The organism is Bifidobacterium thermacidophilum subsp. thermacidophilum DSM 15837, from assembly GCF_000426425.1.
Lineage (GTDB): Bacteria > Actinomycetota > Actinomycetes > Actinomycetales > Bifidobacteriaceae > Bifidobacterium > Bifidobacterium thermacidophilum.
In genome coordinates this window covers 64,982-90,601 of sequence record NZ_AUFI01000009.1, presented here as the reverse complement: position 1 = coordinate 90,601, position 25,620 = coordinate 64,982, and the positions used below count along the sequence as shown (strand labels likewise).

10 protein-coding genes and 2 pseudogenes are annotated in these 25,620 nt (G+C 61.7%); all 12 read left to right on the top strand.

The features are described from left to right. The first annotated feature begins 352 nt into the window (after positions 1–352). The 12 genes and pseudogenes from nrdD (at position 353) to ileS (ending at position 25,412) form a co-directional block, all read left to right on the top strand. Positions 353–2,701 (top strand): anaerobic ribonucleoside-triphosphate reductase, encoded by a 2,349-nt coding sequence (nrdD, locus tag K315_RS0105885; protein ID WP_412170976.1) that lies wholly within the window; start codon positions 353–355, stop codon positions 2,699–2,701. A 210-nt stretch (positions 2,702–2,911) separates the two neighbouring features. Beyond that, a complete protein-coding gene (gene nrdG, locus K315_RS0105880) occupies positions 2,912–3,625 on the top strand; it encodes an anaerobic ribonucleoside-triphosphate reductase activating protein (protein WP_081666414.1) in 714 nt (237 codons plus the stop codon). 153 nt (positions 3,626–3,778) lie between these two features. Further along, complete coding sequence (locus K315_RS10010) at positions 3,779–4,522, top strand: hypothetical protein (RefSeq protein ID WP_029576611.1); 744 nt, start codon at positions 3,779–3,781, stop codon at positions 4,520–4,522. A 202-nt stretch (positions 4,523–4,724) separates the two neighbouring features. Continuing rightward, a complete protein-coding gene (locus K315_RS0105870) occupies positions 4,725–9,563 on the top strand; it encodes an acyl-CoA dehydratase activase-related protein (RefSeq protein WP_029576610.1) in 4,839 nt (1,612 codons plus the stop codon). Positions 9,564–9,817: 254 nt separating this feature from the next. Then, on the top strand, positions 9,818–11,089 hold the full coding sequence (locus K315_RS0105865; protein ID WP_029576609.1) for a glutamate-cysteine ligase family protein: 1,272 nt from the start codon (positions 9,818–9,820) through the stop codon (positions 11,087–11,089). Between the two features lie 88 nt (positions 11,090–11,177). Next, the gene (locus tag K315_RS0105860; RefSeq protein WP_029576608.1) at positions 11,178–13,613 is read left to right on the top strand and encodes a glycoside hydrolase family 3 C-terminal domain-containing protein; all 2,436 of its coding nucleotides are present in this window, start codon (positions 11,178–11,180) and stop codon (positions 13,611–13,613) included. A 277-nt stretch (positions 13,614–13,890) separates the two neighbouring features. Beyond that, a pseudogene (locus K315_RS10720) lies at positions 13,891–14,541 on the top strand (MFS transporter); the annotation flags it as partial. A gap of 121 nt (positions 14,542–14,662) precedes the next feature. Next, positions 14,663–15,418 carry an MFS transporter gene (locus tag K315_RS10715; protein ID WP_238556491.1) on the top strand — a complete coding sequence of 252 codons (756 nt, stop codon included), beginning with the start codon at positions 14,663–14,665 and terminating at the stop codon, positions 15,416–15,418. 1,364 nt (positions 15,419–16,782) lie between these two features. Further along, complete coding sequence (locus K315_RS10005) at positions 16,783–17,547, top strand: MarR family winged helix-turn-helix transcriptional regulator (protein ID WP_029576607.1); 765 nt, start codon at positions 16,783–16,785, stop codon at positions 17,545–17,547. Positions 17,548–17,732: 185 nt separating this feature from the next. Next, a complete protein-coding gene (locus K315_RS0105845; RefSeq protein ID WP_238556488.1) occupies positions 17,733–19,511 on the top strand; it encodes an ABC transporter ATP-binding protein in 1,779 nt (592 codons plus the stop codon). Next, positions 19,508–21,605, top strand: a pseudogene (locus tag K315_RS09550) (ABC transporter ATP-binding protein). The gene K315_RS0105845 and the pseudogene K315_RS09550 overlap by 4 nt, the downstream one beginning before the upstream one ends. A gap of 474 nt (positions 21,606–22,079) precedes the next feature. After that, the gene (ileS, locus tag K315_RS0105835; RefSeq protein WP_029576605.1) at positions 22,080–25,412 is read left to right on the top strand and encodes a mupirocin-resistant isoleucine--tRNA ligase; all 3,333 of its coding nucleotides are present in this window, start codon (positions 22,080–22,082) and stop codon (positions 25,410–25,412) included. Positions 25,413–25,620 lie beyond the last annotated feature (208 nt).

Here is a 25,620-nt window from a genome sequence, read left to right as displayed (position 1 = left end):
TGTTGCGCATCGAACGGACAATTTCATTGCGCGCGCGCCCGCGTATATCACTCTTTCATGGGTGGTGGTGGCGTGTCGGAAACGACACGCTGAGGTGCTCGTGTAATCCTCATCACATTTGCCGCTTATCGGCGGAACGATGCGGATTGCTACTATATCTTGGGCAACACGCGGTGATTGTGCACTATATCTCGTGGTACAGTCGATGTGGCAAATACAGAACGATGAAGGCCGGGAGGCGCCCGGCCAAGGGAAAGGACGGAACTCAATGGACATGCAGGTTCTTGATGTGCCTCGGACCGCCACCCCGGACAGCGATGTGGCAGACACCGTCGCGGAAGGGAAGTCGGATATGGGCAAGGTGCTCGTCGAGAAGCGTGACGGCCGAATCGTCGAATTCGACCCGATTAACATCATCAGTGCCGTCAAGTCCGCCTTCAAGGATCTCGACAAGGAGATCGGCCCGGAGGAGGAGCAGCTGATTCGCGACCTCGCCAACCAGGTCGAAGGCGAAATCAAGGAACGCTACAACGGTCCTGCCAAGATCGAGGACATCCAGAACCTGGTCGAGCACGGCCTCATCGAAGACCATCTGTATGAGGTCGCCCGCAACTACACGACCTATCGTCTGAACAAGGACATCGAGCGCGCCAAGGCCACCGATATCAACGAAGCGGTCAGCCGTCTGGTCAACCGCGACGAATCCCTCGTGCGTGAGAACGCAAACAAGGATTCCAACGTCTATGCCACGCAGCGTGACTTGCTCGCCGGCGCCGTCTCCAAGGCGTCCGCGTTCTCCATGCTGCCTGACGCCGTGTCCAACGCCCATATGAAGGGCGACATCCACTTCCATGATGCCGATTACTCGCCGTTCACTGCGATGACCAACTGCTCGCTGCCGGACTTCGGCGACATGCTCGCCCACGGGTTCGAGCTTGGCAACGCGATGATGGACTCCCCGAAGTCCATCGGCACCGCCGCCACGCAGATCACGCAGATCATCAAGGACATCGCGGGCGCACAGTACGGCGGCCAGACCGTCAACCGCGCCGACGAGATGCTTGAGCCGTATGCGAAGCTCGACTATGAAAAGCATCTGAAGATGGCCCATGCCATGTTCCCCGACGATATGCCGGTCGAAGCCGCGAAAACCGTCGTGCGCGGACTCAAGGCCCAGGAGCCGTCCGGTCTGCATTTCGAGAACCGTGCCCCGCTGCCCGACGACGTCCCGTTTGACACGGATGCCGAGCCTATCCAGCAGATTCGCGAAATCTATGCGAAGATCATGACCCGCAAGGCGATTTATGACGCCATGCAGACCATGGAATATCAGATTAATTCCAACCGTGTGTCCAACGGCCAGACCCCGTTTGTGACTGTCGGTTTCGGCCTGGGCACCTCGTGGTTCGCCCGCGAAATCCAGCGTTCCATCCTGCTCAACCGTATCCGCGGCCTGGGCAAGGACCGCCATACCGCGATTTTCCCGAAGCTCGTGTTCACCATCAAGCACGGCATCAACGCCGACCCGGGCGACCCGAACTACGACATGAAGCAGCTGGCGCTCGAATGCTCCACCAAGCGCATGTACCCGGATGTCGTTTTCTATGACAACATCGTCAAGATCACCGGCTCCTTCAAGGCCCCGATGGGCTGCCGTTCCTTCCTGCAGGGTTGGATCGACCCCAAGACCGGCAAGGATGTCGAGGACGGCCGCATGAACCTCGGCGTCGTCACCGTCAACGTGCCGCGCATCGCCCTTGAATCCCACGGCGACAAGGACCGCTTCTGGAAGCTGTTCGACGAGCGTATGGAAGTCGCGCACCAGGCGCTGCAGTTCCGCATCATGCGCTGCAAGCAGGCCACCCCGGTCAACGCGCCGACCCTGTTCCGCTATGGCGCCTTCGGACGCCTCGGCGCCAACGACAACGTCGACCAGCTCTTCCGCAACGAGCGTGCCACCGTTTCTCTGGGCTACATCGGCCTGTACGAGGCGACGGCTGTGTTCTACGGTAAGGACTGGATGCGCGACCACAGCTGGGATCCGGAAGGCAAGGAGTTCGCGCTGTCCATCGTCAAGCGCATGAACCAGCTGTGCAAGCAGTGGTGCAAGGCCGAAGGCTACCATTACTCGGTGTACTCCACGCCGGCGGAAAGCCTCACCGACCGCTTCAACCGCATGGACCGCGAGAAGTTCGGCCGCGTCGAAGGCGTGACCGACCACGACTTCTACACCAACTCCTTCCACTACCCGGTGTGGCTGTCCCCGACGCCGATGGAGAAGCTTGACTACGAGAAGGACTTCCCCTACTACGCGTCCGGTGGCTTCATCAACTACTGCGAGTTCCCGTGTCTGCAGGACAATCCCAAGGCACTCGAGGCCGTGTGGGATTACGCCTACAAAATCGGCATCGGCTACCTGGGCACCAACACCCCGATCGATCACTGCTTCGTGTGCGGCTTCCAAGGTGACTTCGAGCCGACCGAAGAGGGCTTCAAATGCCCCGAGTGCGGCAACTCCGACCCTGACAAGTGCAATGTGACCAAGCGCACGTGCGGATACCTCGGCAACCCGGTCCAGCGCCCGATGGTGCATGGCCGTCACGAGGAAATCGCCCATCGCGTCAAGCACATGAGCGGCGAAACCGGCCATGTGACGCTCAAGGACGGTTCCGAGCGCGAATGGTTCGAGGAGACCAAGTAGCCCGGAGCGCATAATCCGGAGCGCAACATCCGGAAAACATAGCCCGGAAAATACCGGGAGCAGGCCGCCAGACGGATATCCGGAGGCGGCGAACCGGGAAACAATGATGACGGCCGTGATGCACGCTGCACACGGCCGTCATTGCCGTGCGGGCAAGCTTCGGCGGCGTGCCCGGAATACAACAAGAAGCTAAGGAGCAGGGGAGTACAGATGGCAGCAACGACATTGCACGATTTCGCGGCGGGGGAGACCGACCGCGGTCCGTTCATCCCGACCAACCGGTCGAACAACCCGAAAGCCGGGCAGTGGACGAACCGGATGAGCCACAATATGATCGCCGACTACAAGCGGTTCCTTATGACCGATGGCGAAGGCATCCGCTGTTCCCTGTACGTGTCCGGATGCCCGTTCCACTGCGTGGAATGCTACAACAAGTCGATCTGGGATTTCCAAGCAGGCCATGAATACAATGACGCGCTCGAGGCGCAGATCATGGACGACCTGTCCCAGTCATACGTGCAGGGCATCACCTTCCTCGGCGGCGAGCCCTTGCTCAACACGGGCGTGTTGCTGCCGCTGGCACGCAAAATCCGCGAACGTTTCGGCCATACGAAAGACATCTGGTGCTGGACCGGCTACACGTGGGAGGAGCTCATGCGCCCCGGCGAAACCCCGGACAAACTCGACCTGCTGCACGAGATGGATATTCTCGTCGACGGCCGGTATATCAAGGACCTGCACGATTCTTTGCTGCAATTCCGCGGTTCGAGCAATCAGCGGATCATCGACGTGCAGAAATCCTTTGCGGCGGGCGAGCCTGTCATCTGGAGCAAACTGCACGACCAGGAGCGCTTCATCCCGGAAATCTATGGCAAGGATCGCGCCGCCGGGGAAGGTAACGACAGCATCTCCGCCGAACAGTAAATCACCCGGCGTGCGTCCGTCTTGCGCCTGTTTCCCACAAACTGTCTACGCTGGGAGGGCTGTTTGCTTAGCTGGTTTGTGAGGGATGGGCGATTGCAGTGGCGAGGGTGATGAAACGAATCAGGTACGCGCTGTAATGCGGCGTCGCTGAGCGTGATCGTCCTTGCGATTGCTGTGCTGTTCCTCGTGGTGGAGAACACCGCGGTTACGCTGATTTGGGAGGTGCGGGCGGTCCGTGTGCCGTCGCGATGGGCGTACGCCGTGTCGGTCGCGGTCGTGGGCACCCTGCTGCTGGTCTGGGGCAAACGACGCTGGGGTGACATTCCACACACCACGCGTGATGTTCTCGGCGCCCTGAAACGCGGGGAAGCTATCAACTATCACACCGCATGGCGTGACCTGCTCATCGCGCTGATTATCCTCGCCGCCGGCGCGGGCGTCGGCCCGGAAGCCTCACTCATGGGCGCGGTCATCGCGTATTCCGTCTGGCGATGCGACAAACTGCGGTACCTGCGCACGCATGCCGACAGCGTCCGCGCCACGCCGATACCTACACGGTTGCGCATGCTCTACCATCCCACGCGATGGATTGAGCCAGCCACGGCGACCGCAACTGCCGCTGAGCCTGCAAGCGACTCGTCCGGCCCCGCCGATGCCGCATCCTGCGATGCATCCGCCACAACCTCCGAAACCGCGCCCACCACTGCCGACACCAAGCGCACCATCCGCGCGCTGTCGGGGCGCATCGACGTGCCGATGACCGTGCGTCTGCTAGTCGGCGGCGTGCTCGTCGCGCTCGTAGTCACCCTGCTCGCCTGGGGCGCTATGCGGGCGACCGCCGCGGTGTCGGCCGCGGTGAAACGCCGGATGCCGGCAAAGACACCGGCACGCTCCTGACCGGGCATGCGCGTGTTCCAACTCGCGGGTAGCACAAATCCGCGGGACAGATACCCGACATCTGTCCTGTTTCGCTGGGGGCGAGTTCTGCTGACGTCCGTATGCGTTAGCATTCACTAGAGGAAATTCGGCGGGGCGGGCAGGTGCACGGTTTGATGTCGGCACCGCCCGGCACTCCGCCGACAATGGATATGAGGTGCAGATGGTGGAACAGGGAGAACATGTCATGACCGGCGAACACGGGAGGAAACCGTTGCGTGTCGGTCTCGACATCGGATCGACCACGGTCAAGGCGGTCGTGCTCGATCAGGGCGACACGCTTGACGATGTGTTGTTCTCCGATTATCGGCGCCATCACGCCAACGTCCGCGCCACAGTGGCCGGGCTGCTTGAGGACATCCGCACTGCGCTCGACAAGCTCGGACGCGGGAATGAGCCGATTCGGCTCGCAATCACCGGCTCCGGCGGCCTGACGCTCGCCGACAACATCCACGTGCCCTTCATCCAGGAAGTCATCGCCGAAACCCGCGCGATTGACCAGGAAATCCCGCAAGCTGACGTCATCATCGAACTCGGTGGCGAGGATGCAAAAATCACGTATTTGAAGCCCACCCCTGAGCAGCGCATGAACGGTTCGTGCGCGGGCGGCACCGGCGCATTCATCGACCAGATGGCCACCCTGCTGGATACGGATGCGGCCGGCCTCAACGAAATGGCCAAGCATTACCAGACCTTGTACCCGATTGCTTCGCGTTGCGGCGTGTTCGCGAAATCCGATTTGCAGCCGCTCATCAACGACGGCGCGGCGAAACCCGATCTGGCGGCTTCGATCTTCACCGCCGTCGCCACGCAGACGATCGCGGGCCTCGCTTCCGGCAGGCCAATCCACGGCAACGTCGTCTTCCTCGGCGGGCCGCTGTTCTTCATGTCCGAGCTGCGCGAAGCCTTCCACCGTGCGCTCGAAGGCAAGGTCGACGAGTTCATCACTCCGAGCAACGCCCATTTGTATGTCGCGTTCGGTGCCGCGCTCATCGCCGGCGACGACAACGACGACGATGACGACACAAGCACCGCCACGGTCGCCGAACCACGCACTTGCACGCAGATTCTTGATGATTTGGAGCGACTGAAGAACCTGCCGAGCAATACGAAGACCATGCCGCCGCTGTTCCCCACCGAGGCGGACCGCGAGGCGTTCAATGCCCGTCACCATCGCGAACACGTGCATGTGGGCACGCTCGAAGGGGCGTCCGGCCCGCACTTCCTTGGCATCGACGCGGGTTCGACCACCATCAAGGCGACCCTCGTCAACGACGACCGCGAAATCGTATGGTCCTCCTACGCCACGAACGAAGGCAGTCCGCTGACCGCCGCCGTGGATATCGTCAAACGCATCCAGGCTCGGCTGCCGCCTGAAGCGTGGATTGCGCGTTCTTGTGCGACCGGCTACGGCGAAGGCCTGATTTCCACTGGCCTGCATCTGGATGAGGGCGTTGTCGAAACGATGGCGCATTACCGCGGTGCCGAAATGGTCAGCCCCGGTGTGACGGCCGTCATCGATATCGGCGGTCAGGACATGAAATACCTCGCCATCACCGACGGGGTTATCGACTCGATTGCCGTCAACGAGGCCTGCTCGTCCGGCTGTGGGTCCTTCCTGCAGACTTTCGCCCAGTCCATGGGGTTGAGCATCGAGGAATTCACGCAGAAAGCCCTGAACTCCACACATCCGGTAGATCTGGGCTCCCGTTGCACCGTGTTCATGAACTCCTCGGTCAAACAGGCTCAGAAGGAGGGTGCCTCCATCGAGGACATCGCCGCCGGCCTGTGCTATTCGGTCGTGCGCAACGCACTGTACAAGGTCATCAAACTGCGTGACGCCGACGCGCTCGGCGACACGGTCGTCGTCCAAGGCGGCACCTTCCTCAACGATGCCGTGCTACGCGCTTTCGAACTGCTCACCAAACGCGAGGTCACCCGCCCGAACATCGCCGGTCTCATGGGCGCGTACGGCGCCGCCCTGACCGCCCGCATGCATTATGTCGACGCTGCGGACGATGATCCGGCCGCCGAGCATACGCGTTCCGGCATCCTGAGCGGTCAGGCGCTTGACAATCTGTCAATGACCACGTCTCGTGACGTGTGCAAGCTGTGCCAGAACCACTGCAAGCTCACCATCACGACCTTCCAGGACGGTTCGCGCTACGTGACCGGCAACCGGTGCGAACGCGGCGGCGACGCGAAGAAGAAGCGTTCCGACCGGCCGAACCTGTACGACTACAAGTACAAGCGCTGCTTCGCCTACCGCCGCCTGACCGACAAGAAGGCGACCCGCGGCGAAATCGGCATTCCGCGCGTCCTCAACATGTACGAGAACTACCCGTTCTGGTTCACCCTGCTCACCAATCTCGGCTTCAAGGTCATCATCTCCGGGCGTTCCAGCCACGAACTGTTCGAAACCGGCATCGAATCCATCGCCTCCGAGAACATCTGTTATCCGGCGAAGCTGGTGCACGGCCATATCAAATGGCTGCTCAACAAGGGTGTCAAGACGATTTTCTACCCGTGCGTGAGCTACGAGGAGAACCTCGTGCCCAACACCGACAACCACTACAATTGCCCGGTCGTCGCGAACTACCCGGTCGTCATCGGCGCGAATATGCCCGAACTGCGCGAACCCGGCATCCGCTACATGCGCCCCTATTTCAACCTCGCCAACCATGAGCTTATGGCTAAGCGCATCGTCGAGGAATTCGCATGGGCGAACGTGACGATGGACGAGGCCCAAGAGGCGGTCAAGGCCGCATACGCCGAGGATAAGCTGTTCAAGCATGACGTGCAGCAGGAAGGCTTGCGCGCGCTCGCGTACATGAAGGAGCATGATTGCCGCGGCATCGTGCTCGCCGGGCGGCCTTACCACATCGATCCTGAAGTCAACCACGGCATTCCCGAGACGATTTGCTCGCTGGGTATGGTCGTGCTTTCCGAGGATTCGATTTGCGAGCTGCAGCCCGGTGAGGACTTGCATCTGAGCGACTATCTGGCCGCGGGGGAGAAGAACCCCCGTGCCAAGGATTCTGCGGGATTCCGCGAGGTGGGCGACCGCAAGGTCACACGCATGCCGTTGCGCGTGCAGAACCAGTGGGCTTACCATGCCCGCTTGTATGCGGCGGCGCGCTTCGTGTCCTCCTATCCGGGGCTTGAACTCGTGCAGCTCAACTCCTTCGGCTGCGGCCTCGACGCCATCACCACCGACCAGGTCAGCGAAATCCTCGCCGACAAGGCCGACGTGTACACCGTGCTCAAAATCGACGAGGTCAGCAACCTCGGCGCGGCCAAGATCCGTCTGCGTTCGCTGAAAGCCGCCGTCGAGGAGCGTGAACGCAACTCCGAATTGCGCGACGGCCACAAGTCGTCGGAATCTCCCGAATCGCTGGGATCTCCTGAATTGCTGGAACCGCAGCCCGCGCAAACCGCATCAGACAGCGGCTTCCGCCACACCGGCGGCTCCGCTCCGACCCCGGGACGTCAGGCGATGCTCGACGCCGTGATGGCCGAGAACCCGAAGCTCACCGAGGCGGTCAGGAAGGCCGCGCGCCGCAATGCCCAAGCATCGCAGCAGGACGGCGCGAAGACTGGCAAGCGCGGCGGATCCGCTCGCAACGAGGCCACCATGAGCCGGTACGCGCACAAGGTCCGCTTCGAGAAATCCATGCGCGACTACACCATCGTCGTACCGCAGATGAGCCCCGTCCACTTCTCGCTGGTTGAATCCGTCATCCGCTCAGGCGGCTACAAATGCGACGTACTTAAGCACGCGAGCAACGAGGACGTGGAAACCGGCCTCAAATACGTGAACAACGACGCCTGCTATCCGGCGATCATGGTCGTCGGACAACTGGTGGATGCCATCATCCAAGGTAAGTACGATCCCAACCATGTGGCGCTCGCCATTTCGCAGACCGGCGGCATGTGCCGAGCCACCAACTACTACGGTCTGATCCGCAAGGCGCTGATTGACGCCGGATATCCACAGATTCCGGTCATTGCGCTGAGCTTCCAGGGGCTGGAAAGCAACCCGGGCTTCAAGGCGACACCGGCGATGCTGGAGCGTGCCGGCAAAGCGCTCGTGTACGGAGATTTGCTCATGAAATGCCTGTACCGCGTCCGCCCCTACGAGGCGGAACCGGGCAGCGCGAACGCCCTATACGAACAGTGGGATACGATCCTGCGCGAGACCATCGAACACCACGGGTATTCCAAGACCGCCAAACGCGTGTACGGCAAGGGGTATTGGGTTTATCCGCAGCTGCTCAAGAAGATCGTGCGCACTTTCGACGAGCTGCCGCTGAGGGATATCCCGCGCAAGCCGCGTGTCGGTGTGGTAGGTGAGATTCTCGTCAAATACCATCCGGACGCCAACAACCATGTCGTTGACCAGATCGAGGCGCAAGGTTGCGAGGCTGTGGTGCCGGGCATTATCGAATTCATGACCCAGCACCCGTACACCGACAAGTGGAACGAGGACCATCTGGGCACCGGCGGTAGCCAGACTATGGACGCGATCATGCGGTGGGCCCTTAATCGCGGGCTTAATCCGGTGCGTCGCGCCATCGCCACCGCGCACGGCAAGTTCAGCCAGGACGAACGCATGGAGCAGCTTGTCAAGACCGCCGACGAGGTTACGTCAGTCGGCGTGCAAGCGGGCGAAGGATGGCTGCTGACCGCAGAAATCATCGAGCTGATCGAATCCGGCTGCCCGAACATCGTGTGCGCCCAGCCGTTCGCGTGCCTGCCTAACCATGTGACCGGGCGAGGCATGTTCGGCAAGATCCGCCGCCTGTACCCGCAGGCCAACATCGTGTCGATCGACTATGATCCGGGCGCGTCCGAGGCGAACCAGCTCAACCGGCTCAAGCTCATGATCGCCGCCGCCAAGAAGAACCACAAGGCTCATCTTGACGAGCCGATGCACGGTGCTGCCGGCAACCGGCCGGGGCAGGGAAGCGATGCGCAAGCTCCGCTGTCCACCGCGGACTGAAGCGAGCGAACGAACTGAGCCGGATGAAGCATACAACCCGCCCGACCCGGCTCAGCGTTCAAACCTGCCCAACCGTATAACAACCCGCCCGACCCGGCATCATCCGAACGGTCTGTACGCGCCCTGAGCAAGCTGAACGGCATGCTGAACGTGGCGGACAATCCGGAACGGTTTGCAAGCCGCCATCAGTTTTTCGTAGAGCGTACGGCGCGGCAATGCGCGCGTGACGACGGTATTTCGCCTACGATGGCACCATGAGCACACCACGCATCAGCTATGCGCATATGAATGCCACCGTCAACCCCAAGCACGTCGACAGCCTGGTCCGTTTCTTCGAAAGCGGTGCCAAGCCGGAACGCGATGACGGCTACGGGGTGGAAATCGAGCATCTGCCCATACGCAACGGCACCGACCAGGCGGTCAACTATTACGAGCCGAACGGGGTTGAGGAGTTGCTCAACCGTATGCGACCGTATTATGACGCCGACAAGGAATATTGGGAGAACGGTCGGCTTGTCGGACTCGCCCGCAAGGGTATTTCAATTTCACTGGAGCCGGGCGCCCAAATCGAATGCTCGATCGGCGTGCTGCACAGCCCCGAGGAACTGGCTGTCGAATACGGTCGGTTCCGCCAGGAGATCGATCCGATCCTCGATGCGCTTGACTTCCGCCTGGTCAACTACGGCTACCAGCCGAACACCAGTTACGCCGATATTCCAGTGAACCCGAAAAGTCGCTATGAGGCGATGACCGATTATCTGGGACGCGTCGGCCAGTACGGCCTGTGCATGATGCGCGGATCCGCCTCCACACAGGTGAGCATCGACTACCAGAGTGAGCAGGACGCAATCCGCAAGCTGCGCGTGGGCACGGCGGTCGGACCGATTCTGGCGTGGTTCTTCCGCAACACCCCATATTTCGAAGGCGTGGAGAACCCGTTCCCGCTGTTGCGTCAGCGGATGTGGGATTTCCTCGACTGCCAGCGGACCAACCTGATCCCTGGGCTGTACGATGACCGTTTCGGTTGGGAGGATTACGCGGTGGACGTGCTGAGCACGCCCATGATGTTCGCCGATTTGACCCACACCCCCGAGGCTGAGGGCCTGCCCGAGGCGCAGAAGCACCGCGCCGCGTTCCGCGATAACGCCGGCGAGATCTACCCTGACCGCGAACTCAACGCGTACGAGGTGAATCACGTGCTGTCCACGCATTTTAACGATGTGCGCTTGAAGAACTTCATTGAATTGCGTCATTGGGATTCGCTGCCGGTTGAGCGCGCCCAACGGTTGACGGAAGTCATCGGCGCGCTGTTCTACAACGATGCGAACCTCGATCGTTTGACATCCTACTTCGATGGGCTCAGCGACTTGGATGTGCTTGAGGCGAAGGCGAACCTGCAAGCCCATGGCGCCGAATCGACGCCCTACGGCCAACCGCTGGACTTCTGGCAGGAATTCCTCGGGCTGGAAGGCCTGCTCGCCGACGTGCCGGGCGACCCCGCCCACCCCGACGTGTTCCAGGCCTGAACGACACGCCTGTTGTTGCGCGGCCGGCTATGCTATCCGGTAAGACCGGCCGCAGCATGGCGGCATCCACGTCGGAAAGCGAGGAAGCATGGACGCGACAACAGGCACAAACAAGGCACCGGCTCCGGCACAAGCGCGGCAGGGGAACGGCCGTGGCGGCAATGAAGGACGCAATGCTTCCGAAATCCGCCACCGTGTTGACGACCTCACCCTGGAACAGAAGGCATCGCTCACCTCAGGCGCTGACGCATGGCATGTGCAAGGCATCGACGAGTGCGGCATCCCCGGTTACATGATTACCGACGGCCCGCACGGCCTGCGCAAGGCGCGACCCGCCGAGGAGCAGAAGACGGGACTTGGCGATGCCGTGCCGGTGACCTGCTTCCCGCCTGCCGCCGGATTGTCCAGTTCTTGGGATCCGGGGCTCGTCCGTGAAGTCGGCGAAGCGATGGGTGAGGAATGCATCCAGGAGAAGGTCGCGGTCATCCTCGGTCCGGCCGTCAATATCAAACGTAATCCGCTCGGCGGCCGCTGCTTCGAATACTGGTCCGAAGACCCGTTCCTCGCCGGGCATGAAGCCGTCGGCATCGTCGAAGGCGTCCAATCCAAGGGCGTTGGCACATCACTCAAGCATTTCGCGGCAAACAACCAGGAAACTGACCGGTTGCGCATCAGCGCCACCATATCGCCGCGCGCACTGCGGGAAATCTATCTGCCGGCCTTCGAATACATCGTGAAAACCGCGCAGCCGTGGACCGTCATGTGCTCATACAACCGTATCAACGGCGTCCATTCCGCGCAGAACCGCTGGCTGCTGACCGACGTGCTGCGGCGTGAATGGGGATTCCAGGGCATCGTGATGAGCGATTGGGGAGCCGACCATGACCGCGTTGCCTCGCTGAACGCCGGACTCAACCTTGAGATGCCGCCATCCGGCACGGACGACCAAATCGTCGCCGCGGTACGCGACGGGCGGATTGCGCCTGAGCAGCTGGACAGCATGGCGCAAGGCATGATCGACCTCGTCGCCAAGGCGCAGCCGGCCATGAGCCGCGACGGATACCGCTACGACCGCGACCGGCATTACGACATCGCGCGGCGCGCCGCCCGGGAATCCATGGTGCTGCTGAAAAACGAGCAGGGGACACTGCCGGTGCGCCCGGGTGTGCGAGTGGCGGTCATCGGCGAATTCGCGCGCACCGCACGCTATCAGGGCGGCGGATCATCGCATATCACGCCGGACAGGATGTCCTCGTTCCTTGATGCCACTGCCCGTCGCGGCGAACAGGTTGATTTCGCGCCCGGATTCACCCTCGACCTTGACCCTGCCGACCCGGTGCTCGAAGCGCAAGCCATCGAAACCGCGCGTCACGCCGACATCGTACTCATGTTCATGGGGCTCCCGGAAGCCGCGGAATCCGAGGGGTTCGACCGCACCAGCCTCGACATCCCCGCCAAACAGACCAGCCTGCTGCACAAAATCTCTGCCGTCAACCCGCATGTTGCGGTCATCTTGTCCAATGGTTCGGTGGTCTCTGTGGCCCCGTGGTGCGATGACGCCCAGGCGATCCTTGAATCTTGGCTGCTCGGTGAGGCCGGCGGGGATGCGCTCGCCGACGTGGTATTCGGCGATGTTAGCCCGTCAGGCAAGCTCGCGCAAACCATCCCGCTTGATATTAACGATGATCCGACCATGCTCAACTGGCCTGGTGAGGAAGGGCATGTCGACTACGGCGAAGGCGTGTTCGTCGGATACCGCTATTACGACACGTACCGCAAGCCGGTCGCCTACCCGTTTGGGTTCGGGTTGAGCTACGCCACCTTTGACGTGCATGACGCTCGCGTGCGGCGTTTGGGGGTGGATGACGCAGCGCGGGTTGCTGCTGAGCGGGCTGCCGGCGACGCGGCGCAGGGGAACGATGTTGCGCGAGCGGATGGTGCCGCGCATGTGGATGGTGCGTGTGGAGCCGTCGTGCGGGTTGACGCGACGGTGACGAACACGTCAGATGCACCGGGTGCACAAGTCGTCGAGATCTATGTCGCCCCCGGCAAGTCGCAGGTCGCACGGCCGGTTCACGAGTTGAAAGGTTTTGCGCGTGTCGATCTGGCGCCGGGGGAGTCCAAGGCGGTGTCCATCACGCTCGACGAACGTGCGTTCGCCTACTGGTCGCAACGGTTCGACGACTGGCATGTGGAGGCCGGCGATTACACGGTCGAGGTGGGTACGTCGAGCCGGGATATCGTCGCGCGTATTCCGGCGCACCTTGACGGGGACGGGAAAACCATGCCGCTTGACGAATGGTCTACGTTCGGCGAGTGGGCTGCCGATCCGGTCGGTGCGCGCGTGGTTGAAGCGGTTGGACGGGAAGCGGATCAGGGGAGACTACCCCGGTTGCCGCAGAATGGGGTCATGCGGATCTTCCTCATGGCCGCGCCGGTCAACTCGCTGCAGATGATTCTCGGCGAGGAAGGATTGGAGGTCGCCCGGTTCATGCTCGACGAATACCGGCGCATCCGCGGGTGACGGTTGTTGGCGGGTGCGCTGTGGTCGGTGGTCGGTGGTTGGTTGCCGGTTGTCAGTGGATAGTGGCGCCCCAGTGTTCGGTTTGTTGTACCTTCTACCGACGCTGAGGCAAATCTGAGTGTCGGTAGAAGCAGTTCCGTAACCTTCTACCGACACTGAGCGCCAGTCAGCGTCGGTAGAAGCGGGGCGCGGGGTATTTGCCGGCGGTGTGCGCTCGCAGCATCGTGCAGTGTCGGCCGTCCACACCGTGACACGCTGATTGTTGCATATACAACAAATGCCTATGCTGGACGGTATGAGCACGTTACCATCGTCACCATCGTCGCCAGCGGAATCGTCGTCACCATCATCCGTACCCGCACCCGCCACGCCGGTATCTGCGGGCAAATCCGGTCCTGCACGCCGTCAGACCATGGGTGAAAAACGGCTCATCGTCGTTGTCATCGCCTTGTCCGTCCTCACCTTCCTCGGCATCCTGTCGGAGACGTCGCTCAACATTTCGTACGCCACCCTGATGAGTGAATTCTCGCTGTCTGCCGACGTGGTGCAATGGCTGACCACCGGGTATCTGCTGCTGTTGTCGGTGGCGATCCCGACCTCGCCGTTCCTCGTGCGCACCTTCCCCACGCGTGCGTTGTTCGTCGCCGCCGTAGCTCTGTTCGGCACGGGCACGCTGATCGGTGCGCTCGCCGTGAACTTCCCGATGCTGCTCGCCGCCCGTTTGGTCATGGCCTTGGGCACCGGCGTTTCGCTGCCCCTGCTGACCACCATCATTCTTGATCAGGCCCCGTTCGACCGACGCGGTATGATGCTTGGCCTGGTCAGTCTGGTCACATGCGCGGCGCCCGCAATCGGCCCGGTGTTCGGCGGGCTGGTTATGGAATTCCTCAACTGGCACTGGATTTTCTACACCATGATTCCGTTTCTGGTGGTCTCGCTCATCCTCGGCTCGGCGACCGTGCCTGATGTGCGGCACGGGGAGCGGGGGGTATCTATCCCTGCCATCCCTGCTGTTGATCGCCTTGGGATTGTCCGGACTGATTCTTGCGATGAGTTGCTATACGCAATGGCGTGGCGATTGGCGCTTCTGGGTGATTCTGGTCGGCGCAATCGCGGTGTTGGCCGTGTTCGCCGCGGTGCAGCTGCGCATGGAACATCCGCTGATTCAGGTGCGTACCTTCGCATACCCTGGATTCACGCTCGGTATGCTGATTCAGCTGATGGCATCCGGCTGTGTGCTCGCCGTGAACTTCCTGTTGCCGATTCTGTTGCAGCGAGGACTTGGTCATTCGAGCATGATTGCTGCGCTGATTCTGCTGCCTGGGGCAGTTGCCGGGGCGGTGTCCGCGCCGCTTGTCGGTGGCTTGTTGCGTGACCATTTCCCACCCCGGTTCATTGCGGTTGGCTTCATGGGCATCGCGCTGATGGATGTGGACATGATGTTCGGATGCCGGCATGAATTGCCGGTCGCGATATCGTATGCGCTGTTTTCCGCGTTCGCCAGATGCGTGCTCGTGCCCGACCAGACGCACGCGCTCAACCAGTTGCCACAACGCATGAACGCAGACGGGTCGGCGGTGTTGAACACCGTCCAGCAGATGGCTGGGGCGATCGGCACGGCGCTCGCATCGGCGCTGATCGCCAGCGGATCGCAAGCTGCTGCTGCCAGAGGATTGGGACAAGCGCAGGCATATATCGCCGGATTCTCCTCCAGTATGCGCGTGTTCCTTGGCATGGCGGTCGCCGGCGAAATCATGGCGCTAATTATGTTCCGTGTGACCCGATCCTCGCGTGACGCCGCCTGATCCAACCGAACCGGCCTGCTGGAGCAGCCCGGGCCGTGATTGTGTGAGTGGATCCTCGCACAACCGCACCCAGCCAGGCTGCATTGCCCGTCCGGGTGTGCCTGGACCGTGATTGTGTGAGTGGATCCTCGCACAACGCCGTCTATCCCGACCAGACCAGTCTCCCGGAGTTGTCCAGACCGTGACTGTGCGAGCGAATCCTCGCATGATGACGCTCGACCCAATCGGGCCAGTCGCCAGCCACCGCTCGGACCGTCACTGTGTGAGCCAATCCTCACATGGTGCCGTCTATCCCGACCAAATCACCCGCCGTGCAATCCTCGGGCCGTCATTGTGTGAGCGGATTCTCGCACAACGGGCGGGCCTCGGGAAGTCGGTGCGGGCGACGTCATGATTCGGTCTGCTGACTGGCGTCGTCGTCGGTTGCCCGTGAAGCATGCCGCGGGTTCGTATCTCGTTTATCTGTAGTACTTCCTGAAGCGCATCTCCGCTATCTGTGTTCTTGGTGGCCGCAACCTCGAAGTGCGACCCGCAGAATATCAACAGCGCTACCGCGGGTATCGGACGTCGGCGAACACAAATACGCGAGATAGTCTCCAGCAGGTACTGCAGATAACGCAGATAGCAGTGTCCGGCACGTGATACACAGATGTACCAGCCGGCGGCTCTCGATGGATACCGATCAAATGCCATTGCCGACCGATCTCAAACAATGAGTGCCGGGGATGCGTCGCGAGCGTGATGTGGTCGTGCCTAAGCTCGATGCCGACCCATCTGATGAGCTATGTATGTCGGCGGATGCATGGCGTGAGTGGTGCGATGTGGTTTCGGTGGTATTGCTGAGGGTCTGTTGTGTTGTGTGTGTCAGGGCATGCGTGATGGGGGTGATGTCGTGTGGTTGGGTCGGTTGAGTGGTGCGGTTGTTGTTTGCGTATGCCGTGGGATGCGCGGCGGCCGTGATGCAGTGGGGGTTGGGGCTCTGAGTAGTGCATCTGCTGCGTCATGTATGTCGTGGCATGCGTGATGGGGGTGATGTCGTGTGGTTGGGTTGGTGGGGCGATGCATCTGTCGTGTTGCGTATGTCGGGACATGCGTTGCAGGCGCGATGCTGCGGGATGACTGGGGCTTGCCGGGGTGCGTATGCGATTGCATACATGATGCGGCGGAGGCGCGCGCGGCGTTGGCATCAGGGTGAATAAGGGAGCCGACTACCAGCAACAAACCGGTTCGACACGCCAAATGTTGCATATACAACTGTTGTATGAGCTACCTATTAGGATGTGATTCCAAGACGGCGCATAACAATCGACGGCAGTCGTCAATTGCAAGCCCGGCCTTACAACAATCAGACAGGAGCAGGTCGCATGGTCACAGGCACCGATTCCATGGATGCGCGCAATCCTGCGGATACGCACGTTACCGCAGACGACGGCGCATATCCGCGGCAACGCACCGCATCGGAGACTACCCAGCCGCCAGATGCCGATGCCTTCCCCAGCGGTGCCCTCCCGAAGGCCATGGCCTCGCCCGGTTGCGATCCGCTTCCGCTGGCCATTGAAATCCAAGGACTCAGCCGGGTTGTCCGCCGCTATCTTGGCCTGACCATGCCGGCCAACGCGCGCGTGGCAACCGACGGCAACGCCAATATCATCATGTATCTTGACCGGCACCGCGACCGCGAGGTGTTCCAGCATGACATCGAATCATGCTTCCGCATCACCAGGTCCACCGCCTCCCGAGTACTGACCCGCATGGAACGCAAGGGGCTGATTGTGCGCCAGCCGGTCGCCCGTGACGCGCGGCTTAAGCGCATCGTGCTCACTGAACAGGCCGACCGGATTGTCGCCGACCTCGCCGCCAACGGTGATCGCACCGAAGACATCCTCGCCGATGGTTTCACGCCCGGCGAACTTGCACAATTGAGGGACTATCTCGGCAGGCTCCGTCATAATATGGACGCCGCGCTTGATGTCGCCGCCCGCGCCCAGCCCACACGGGCGCCGTCGCAGCAGCCGATCGAGAACCAAGAACCTCAGTACCAAGAACAGCGACAGCCCCAATACCAAGAGTCTCTGCGGATTACCCGCGGCAAATCCATTGGCCGCCGGCCGAGCCAAGAGCCCCTCTAATGCCCGCAGAACACCAAGGAAGGAAAGGAACGCAACCAGTGACCACGAGCACACCCGCGACTACGCGCGCCGCCGCCGATGCACCGGCGAAACCCACGCACGTCATCCGTACCCTGCTGCACAGCCTGCGCGAATACAAGAAGGAAAGCCTGCTTACACCGCTCGCCGTCGCAGTTGAGGCGATTATGGAAATCGTCATCCCGACGGTCATGGCGAACCTCATCGACCAGGGCATCTCCGGCGGCTCCATGCCCGCCGTGTGGAAATTCGGCCTGATCCTGTTCCTGTGCGCGCTCGTCTCGTTTGCCGCCGGCACGCTTGCCGGCCGGTTCGCCGCCGTCGCCTCCGCGGGCTTCGCGAAGAACCTCCGCCACGACGTGTTCGCCAAGGTGCAGGGCTTCAGCTTCACGAATATCGACCGTTTCTCCACCGGCTCGATCATCACCCGCAGCACCACCGATGTGACCAACCTGCAGAACTCCTACCAGATGATCGTCCGCATCGGCGTGCGCGCCCCTGTCATGATGATCGCCGCATGGATCTGCTCGTTCCGCATCAGCAAGCCGATTTCGCTGGTATATCTTGCAATCATCCCGATTCTCGGCATCGCGCTGTTCGCGATCGTCCTTCTGGTGCACCCGATTTTCGAGCGCGTCTTCCATACCTATGACAAGCTCAACAACGACGTGGATGAAAATCTCCAAGGCGTCCGCGTGGTCAAGTCATACAACCGCGAAGACCATGAGATCGAGAAGTTCGGCCGCATCTCCCGCGCCATCTACCGTGATTTCGTCAAGGCGGAACGCATACTGAGCTTCAACGCCCCGCTTATGGACGCGTGCATCTACATCGCCCTGCTCGCGGTGTCCTGGATGGGTGCGCAGCAGATCGTGGCCTCCGGGAACAATGCGGCGCACGGCCTGACCACCGGCGGCCTGACCGCACTGGTGACCTACGCGCTGCAGATCCTCATGGCGCTCATGATGATCTCGATGGTGTTCGTCATGTTCATCATCTCGCAGGCGTCCGCCGAGCGTATCTGCCAGGTGTTGCAGGAGCGCAGCACCGTCACCGACCCCGACCACCCGATTGAGCAGGTGCCGGACGGTTCCATCGAATTCGACCATGTGACCTTCCGCTATTCGCGCAATTCGGAAAAGCCGGTGCTTGACGACATCAATCTTGATATCCCCTCAGGTTCGGTGGTCGGCATCATCGGTGGCACGGGCTCGTCCAAATCCAGCCTCGTGCAGCTGATTCCGCGTCTATACGATGTGACTGAAGGCTCGCTGAAGGTCGGCGGGCATGACGTGCGTGAATACGATCTGCAAGTCTTGCGCGACCAGGTCGCCATGGTATTGCAGAAGAACGTGCTGTTCAGCGGCACCATCGCCGATAACCTGCGTTGGGGCAACCCGGACGCCACCGACGAGCAGATTCGACACGCCGCTCAGATTGCGCAGGCGGATGGCTTCATCCAGGAATTCCCCGATAAGTACGACACCATGATCGAACAGGGCGGTACGAACGTGTCCGGTGGTCAGCGTCAGCGCCTGTGCATCGCCCGCGCGCTGCTGAAAAACCCGAAGATCCTGATTCTTGACGATTCCACCAGCGCGGTGGATACCAAGACCGACCAGTTGATTCGCGAAGGCCTGCGCTCCGAGGCGCCGGATGTCACGAAGATCATCATCGCCCAGCGGTTGAGTTCCGTGCAGGACGCTGACATGATTCTGGTCATGGCGGACGGCTGCATCATGGACAAGGGCACGCATGAGCAGCTGTTGAAGACCAGCGATGAATACCGCGCGATCTATGAGCTGCAGACCAAGAACCACGGCGAAGCGGATGCTACGGAAATAACGGATTCCAAGGATTCCCAGGCTTCCGCTGATTCCCATGCTTCCGCCCCCGCCGCCGCCGAGGCAACCGCAAGCACCACCCAGGAAGGAGAGGCACGATGAGCACGCAGAACACCACGCAATCCACGGATACCAAGCCAGTCAAGCCGTCTGACGCGTCGGCGCAGCCAGGCGTCTCCGACACTGCGACCCCCGCAACCGGCACCGGCCGCAAGCCGCGCCCGAAAGTCACGCGCGGCACCGTGAAACGCCTGTGGGGCTACATCTCCCAATACCCGGTGCGTCTGGTCATCGTCGTCCTGTCGATCATCGTGTCTGCCGCCGCGCAGGCGCTGTCCATCGCGTTCCTGCAGCGGCTCGTCGACACGTACATCATCCCGCTGGTCACCGCCACCCACCCCGACTGGGGCCCGCTGATCCGCGCGCTCACGCTGCTGTCCATCATGTACGCGGTCGGCACGTTCTGCGCGTGGCTGTGGGGCTGGCTGATCATCGACATCGAACAGGGTACGCTCAAGAAGATCCGCGACGACATGTTCGCCCACCAGCAGCGTCTGCCGATCCGCTACTTCGACACCCACGAGCACGGCGACGTGATGAGCCGGTACACCAACGACACCGACACCTTGCGGCAGGCGATTTCGCAGTCCTTCCCGCAGATGTTCTCCTCGCTGCTGTCCGCGCTCGCATCCCTGATTGCGATGATGTGGCTGTCCGTGCCGTTCGCGCTGTTCACCCTCGCGTTCGCGATTATCCTGTTCGTGTTCGTCAACAAGCTCGTCGCCCGCTCCGGCAGCCAGTTCGTGCGTCAGCAGCGCGTGCTCGGCGATGTCAACGGTTTCGTCGAGGAAGCGGTCAACGGTCAGAAAGTCATCAAGGTGTTCAACCACGAGGACGCCACGCAACGCGAATTCGACCGCCGCAACGCCGAACTGTTCGATGCGGCCGCCAAGGCGAACACCTACGGCAACATCACCATGCCGATCGTGAACAACTCCGGCTACCTGCTTTATGCCGCCACCGCGATTCTCGGCGCGTGGGCGGGCCTGTCCGGCATGCACAACTTCGGCTTGGGCGGCGCCGGGACCATGACTCTCGGCACGGTCATCGCCATGCTCACCCTGTCGCGCGGATTCATCAACCCGCTCGGCCAGGTCTCCATGCAGTTCACCATGGTCATGATGGCGCTCGCTGGTGCCTCGCGCATCTTTGCGCTCATGGACGAACCGGTGGAAGCCGACGGTGGGCACGGTCACACTCGTCAACGTCGAACTCAGCGAAGACGGGCGCACGATGACGGAAACCGACCGGGAGACGCAGCATTGGGCGTGGAAACGTGCCGCGGATGATGACGGAACGCGTTCGCTCGCCGCCGCAGCGAAACTGCGCGGCCAGGCCCGTGAAGTCACCGCCAAGGCCAAGGAGAGTGCAATCACTTCGCCGGACGGCCGGTACACGCTGCTGCGCGGCGATGTGCGCTTCACCGATGTGACCTTCGGTTACGATCCGTCCAAGCCTGTGCTGCATGACATCACGTGGTTCGCCAAGCCGGGTCAGAAGGTCGCGCTGGTTGGTGCGACGGGTGCGGGCAAGACCACGGTCACGAACCTCATCAACCGCTTCTACGACATTCAGGAAGGCCAGATCCTGTATGACGGCATCGACGTGCGCAACATCCGCAAGCCGGATTTTCGCCGTTCGCTCGGCATCGTGCTGCAGGACGTAAACCTGTTCACCGGCACGGTGATGGACAACATCCGCTACGGGCGTCTTGACGCGACGGATGAGGAATGCATCGAGGCGGCGAAACGCACGAATGCGGACGGGTTCATCCGCATGCTGCCGGAGGGCTATCACACCGTGCTGTCCGGTGATGGTTCCGGTCTGTCGCAGGGCCAGCGACAGTTGATTTCGATTGCGCGCGCTGCTGTGGCCGATCCGCCGGCGATGATTCTGGATGAGGCGACCAGCTCGATCGATACCCGCACCGAAGAGGTCGTGCAGGCGGGTATGGACGCGTTGATGAAGGGCCGCACGGTTTTCGTGATCGCGCACCGGTTGTCCACTGTCCGCAATGCGGACGTGATCATGGTACTCGACCACGGCCGGATCATCGAACGTGGCAACCACGATGAGCTCATCGCTCAGCGCGGCGAGTACTACCAGCTGTACACCGGAGCGCTCGAACTCGAGTAGTCTCGGGTTCGCCGCCGCCCGCGCCGCCTCCTGCACCGCACAGCCCCGCGGGCGAGCACACACAAACCGTCTGCAGCACTGACACCCCGCTCAGCGTCGGTAGACGGTTTTCTTTCTGTTTCTGCCGACGCTCAGCACCCCGCCGTCGTCGGTAGAAGGTGGGGGAGGATGGGGCGAATCGCGTGTTCGCGGTCGGTTGCGGTCTCGTCCCGCCCGCGGTGCTATCATGGCGGCTGTATGAGACGATGATCCGTTATCAGCGGGGAGTCTTCGGAAGAACAGGGCCCGGCAAATCGACGAATCGGCGAATGCCAAGCTCCCAGTAGAACCGACGGGTCCGGCCCGACACAGCCGGACACAAGCGGTCGCGCACAACCGGCAATCCGGCGATACGCGGCAAGCGAGGTGGTACCGCGGCGCGGGCACAAGCCCCGTCGTCCTCGTGGCAATGTCAACCAGCCAGTCGAGGAGAATATGGTGAGCGAAACCACCGATCACGTGTATCCCAAGGCATCAACCGGCGATCAGAGCGCCAAAGTCGCGCCGAACCCGGACTTCCCCAAACTCGAGGAATCGGTCCTCGATTATTGGGACACCGATGACACCTTCAACAAATCCGTGGAACGCCGCCCGTCCGGCGACCACAGCCAGAACGAGTTCGTGTTCTTCGACGGCCCGCCGTTCGCCAACGGTCTGCCGCACTACGGCCATCTGCTGACCGGTTATGCGAAGGACGTCATCCCGCGCTACCAGACCATGAAGGGCCACAAGGTCAACCGCGTATTCGGTTGGGACACGCACGGCCTGCCTGCCGAGCTCGAAGCGCAGAAGGAACTCGGCATCGACTCGGTCGATGACATCAACAAGATGGGCATCGCCAAGTTCAACGACGCCTGCCGCGCCTCCGTGCTCAAATACACCAACGAATGGCGTGAATACGTGCACCGTCAGGGCCGCTGGGTGGACTTCGACCACGGCTACAAGACGCTCAATATCCCGTACATGGAATCCGTGATGTGGGCGTTCAAGCAGCTGTACGAAAAGGGCCTGGCCTATAAGGGCTACCGCGTGCTGCCGTACTGCCCGAAGGACCGCACCCCGCTGAGCAACCACGAGTTGCGCATGGACGCGGACGTCTACCAAGACCGTCAGGACACCACCGTGTCCGTCGCCGTCAAACTGCGCGACGAAGACGACGCCTACGCCGTGTTCTGGACCACCACCCCGTGGACCGTGCCCACCAACCTCGCCATCGTCGTCGGCGCTGACATCGACTATGTCGAGGTGCGCCCGACGCAAGGCAAGTTCGCCGGCAAGAAATTCTATATCGGCAAGCCGCGTCTCGATGCCTATGCCAAGGAACTCGGCGACGACTACGAGATCGTGCGCGAGTTCAAGGGCGCCGAGATGGAAGGATGGCGCTACTGGCCGGTCTTCCCGTATTTCGCCGACGACAAGGCGCTCGCCGAAGGTGGTACCCCCGGCCCGAACGCCTTCCAGATCTTCACCGCCGACTACGTCGACACAGTCGAAGGTTCCGGCCTTGTACACCAGGCGCCATACGGCGAAGACGATATGAACACGCTCAACGCCAAGGGCATCAAGTCTGTGGATGTGCTCGACGAAGCCTGCGTGTTCAACGCGCTCGCCCCCGACTATGAGGGCATGTACGTGTTCGACGCGAACCTGCCGATTCTGCGCAACCTGCGCGCCGGAGACGGCCCGCTCGCGCGCATCCCCGAGGAGCATCGCGCTCTGCTGTTCCAGGAGAAGAGCTACGTGCACTCCTACCCGCACTGTTGGCGTTGCGGCACCCCGCTGATCTACAAGCCAGTGTCAAGCTGGTTCGTCTCGGTCACGAAGATCAAGGACCGCCTGCTCAAGCACAATCAGGAAATCAACTGGATTCCGTCCAACGTCAAGGACGGCCAGTTCGGCAAGTGGCTCGCCAACGCGCGTGACTGGTCCATCAGTCGCAACCGCTTCTGGGGCTCGCCGATTCCGGTGTGGGTGAGTGACGACCCGAAGTATCCGCGCGTCGACGTGTACGGTTCGCTTGACGAGCTCAAGGCTGATTTCGGCGATTACCCGCGCGACGACAAGGGCGAGATCAACATGCATCGCCCGTATATCGACCGCCTGACCCGCCCGAACCCGGACGATCCGACCGGCAAGAGCCATATGCACCGCATCACCGACGTGCTCGACTGCTGGTTCGAATCCGGCTCCATGCCGTTCGCGCAGTTCCATTACCCCTTCGAGAACAAGGAGTATTTCGAGCAGCACTTCCCGTGCGACTACGTGGTCGAGTACATCGGCCAGACGCGCGGCTGGTTCTACACGCTGCACATCATGGCAACCGCACTGTTCGACAAGCCGGCGTTCAAGAACGTCATCTGCCATGGCATCGTGCTCGGCTCCGACGGCCAGAAGATGAGCAAGCACCTGCGCAACTACCCGGATGTCAACGGCGTGTTCGACAAGTTCGGTTCCGACGCCATGCGTTGGTTCCTCATGAGCTCCCCGATTCTGCGCGGCGGCAACCTCATCGTTACCGCGGACGGCATCCGCGACACCGTGCGCCAGGTCATGCTGCCGGTGTGGAGCTCGTACTACTTCTTCACGCTGTACGCGAACGCGGCGAACGGAGGCAAGGGCTTCGACGCACGTCGTCTGCGTGCCGACGAAGTTGACGGTCTGCCTCGCATGGACCAGTATCTGCTGGCCCGTACGCGCCTGCTGGTTGAACGCGTCGAGAAGTCGCTGGATGATTTCGCGATTTCCGATGCGTGCGAGGCGGTCACCGATTTCATCGACGTGCTGACCAACTGGTACATCCGCAACACGCGCGACCGCTTCTGGAACGAGGACGAGAACGCGTTCAACACGCTGTACACTGTGCTGGAAACCTTCATGCGCGCACTCGCCCCGCTCGCCCCGATGGAGGCGGAAACCGTGTGGCGGGGTCTGACCGGCGGCGAATCCGTGCATCTGGCGGATTGGCCGTTCCTTACTGACGAGAAGACCGGCGAGTCTACGGAGCTTGGTCTTGTGCTCAAGGCCAATGATGCGCTTGTGTCCGCGATGGACCAGGTGCGCGAGGTGGTTTCCGCGACCCTGTCGCTGCGCAAGGCGGAGCAGATTCGCGTGCGTCAGCCGCTGAGCAAGCTCACCGTCGTGGTCGCCGACCCGGAGGCGGTTGAGGATTACGTTGAGATTCTGAAGTCCGAGCTCAACGTGAAGTCCGTGGACTTCTCGACTCTCGAGGATGCGCCGGAACACGGGCTGAAGATCATCCACCAGCTCAAGGTCAATGCGCGCGCCGCCGGCCCGCGCCTGGGCAAGCAGGTGCAGTTCGCCATCAAGGCGTCCAAGACGGGTGCCTGGCATGTGGATGCCGCGACCGGCGCTCCTGTGGTCGAGACGCCGAACGGCGATATCGTGCTCGAGGATGGCGAGTTCGAGGTCATCAATCGCGTGGAGGAGCAGGATGCCAAGCAGGCCGCTAATTCGGTGTCCTCGGCGCTGCCGTCCGGCGGGTTCGTGATTCTCGACACCGCGCTCGACGACGATCTGCTGGCCGAAGGCTACGCGCGTGACGCGGTCCGTGCGGTGCAGGATGCCCGAAAGGAAGCCGATTTCAATATCTCCGACCGGATTGTGCTAACCCTGACCGCACCCGCGGTGGATGCGCCGAAGCTTGAGCAGTTCCGTGACCTGATCGCTCACGAGACGCTCGCCACGACGCTCGACATCAAGCCGAGCGATACCGCCAAGGAACTCGAGGTCGCCGTCGCCAAGGCCTGACGCCTCGGGGGCGCCGTGCCTGTGGGCGTGATGCCCGCTGGTTCGACACCCCAAGGGGTGCATCTTGTTGAGTATCGACGCTCCCAACCTCACAAACTGGTTACGCTGGTGAGTCCGCTAGCGTAGCCAGTTTGTGTATCTGCCCACCCGCATCCCTGTTTCTACCGACGCTGAGACCACTGTCAGCGTCGGTAGAAGGTTGGGGGAG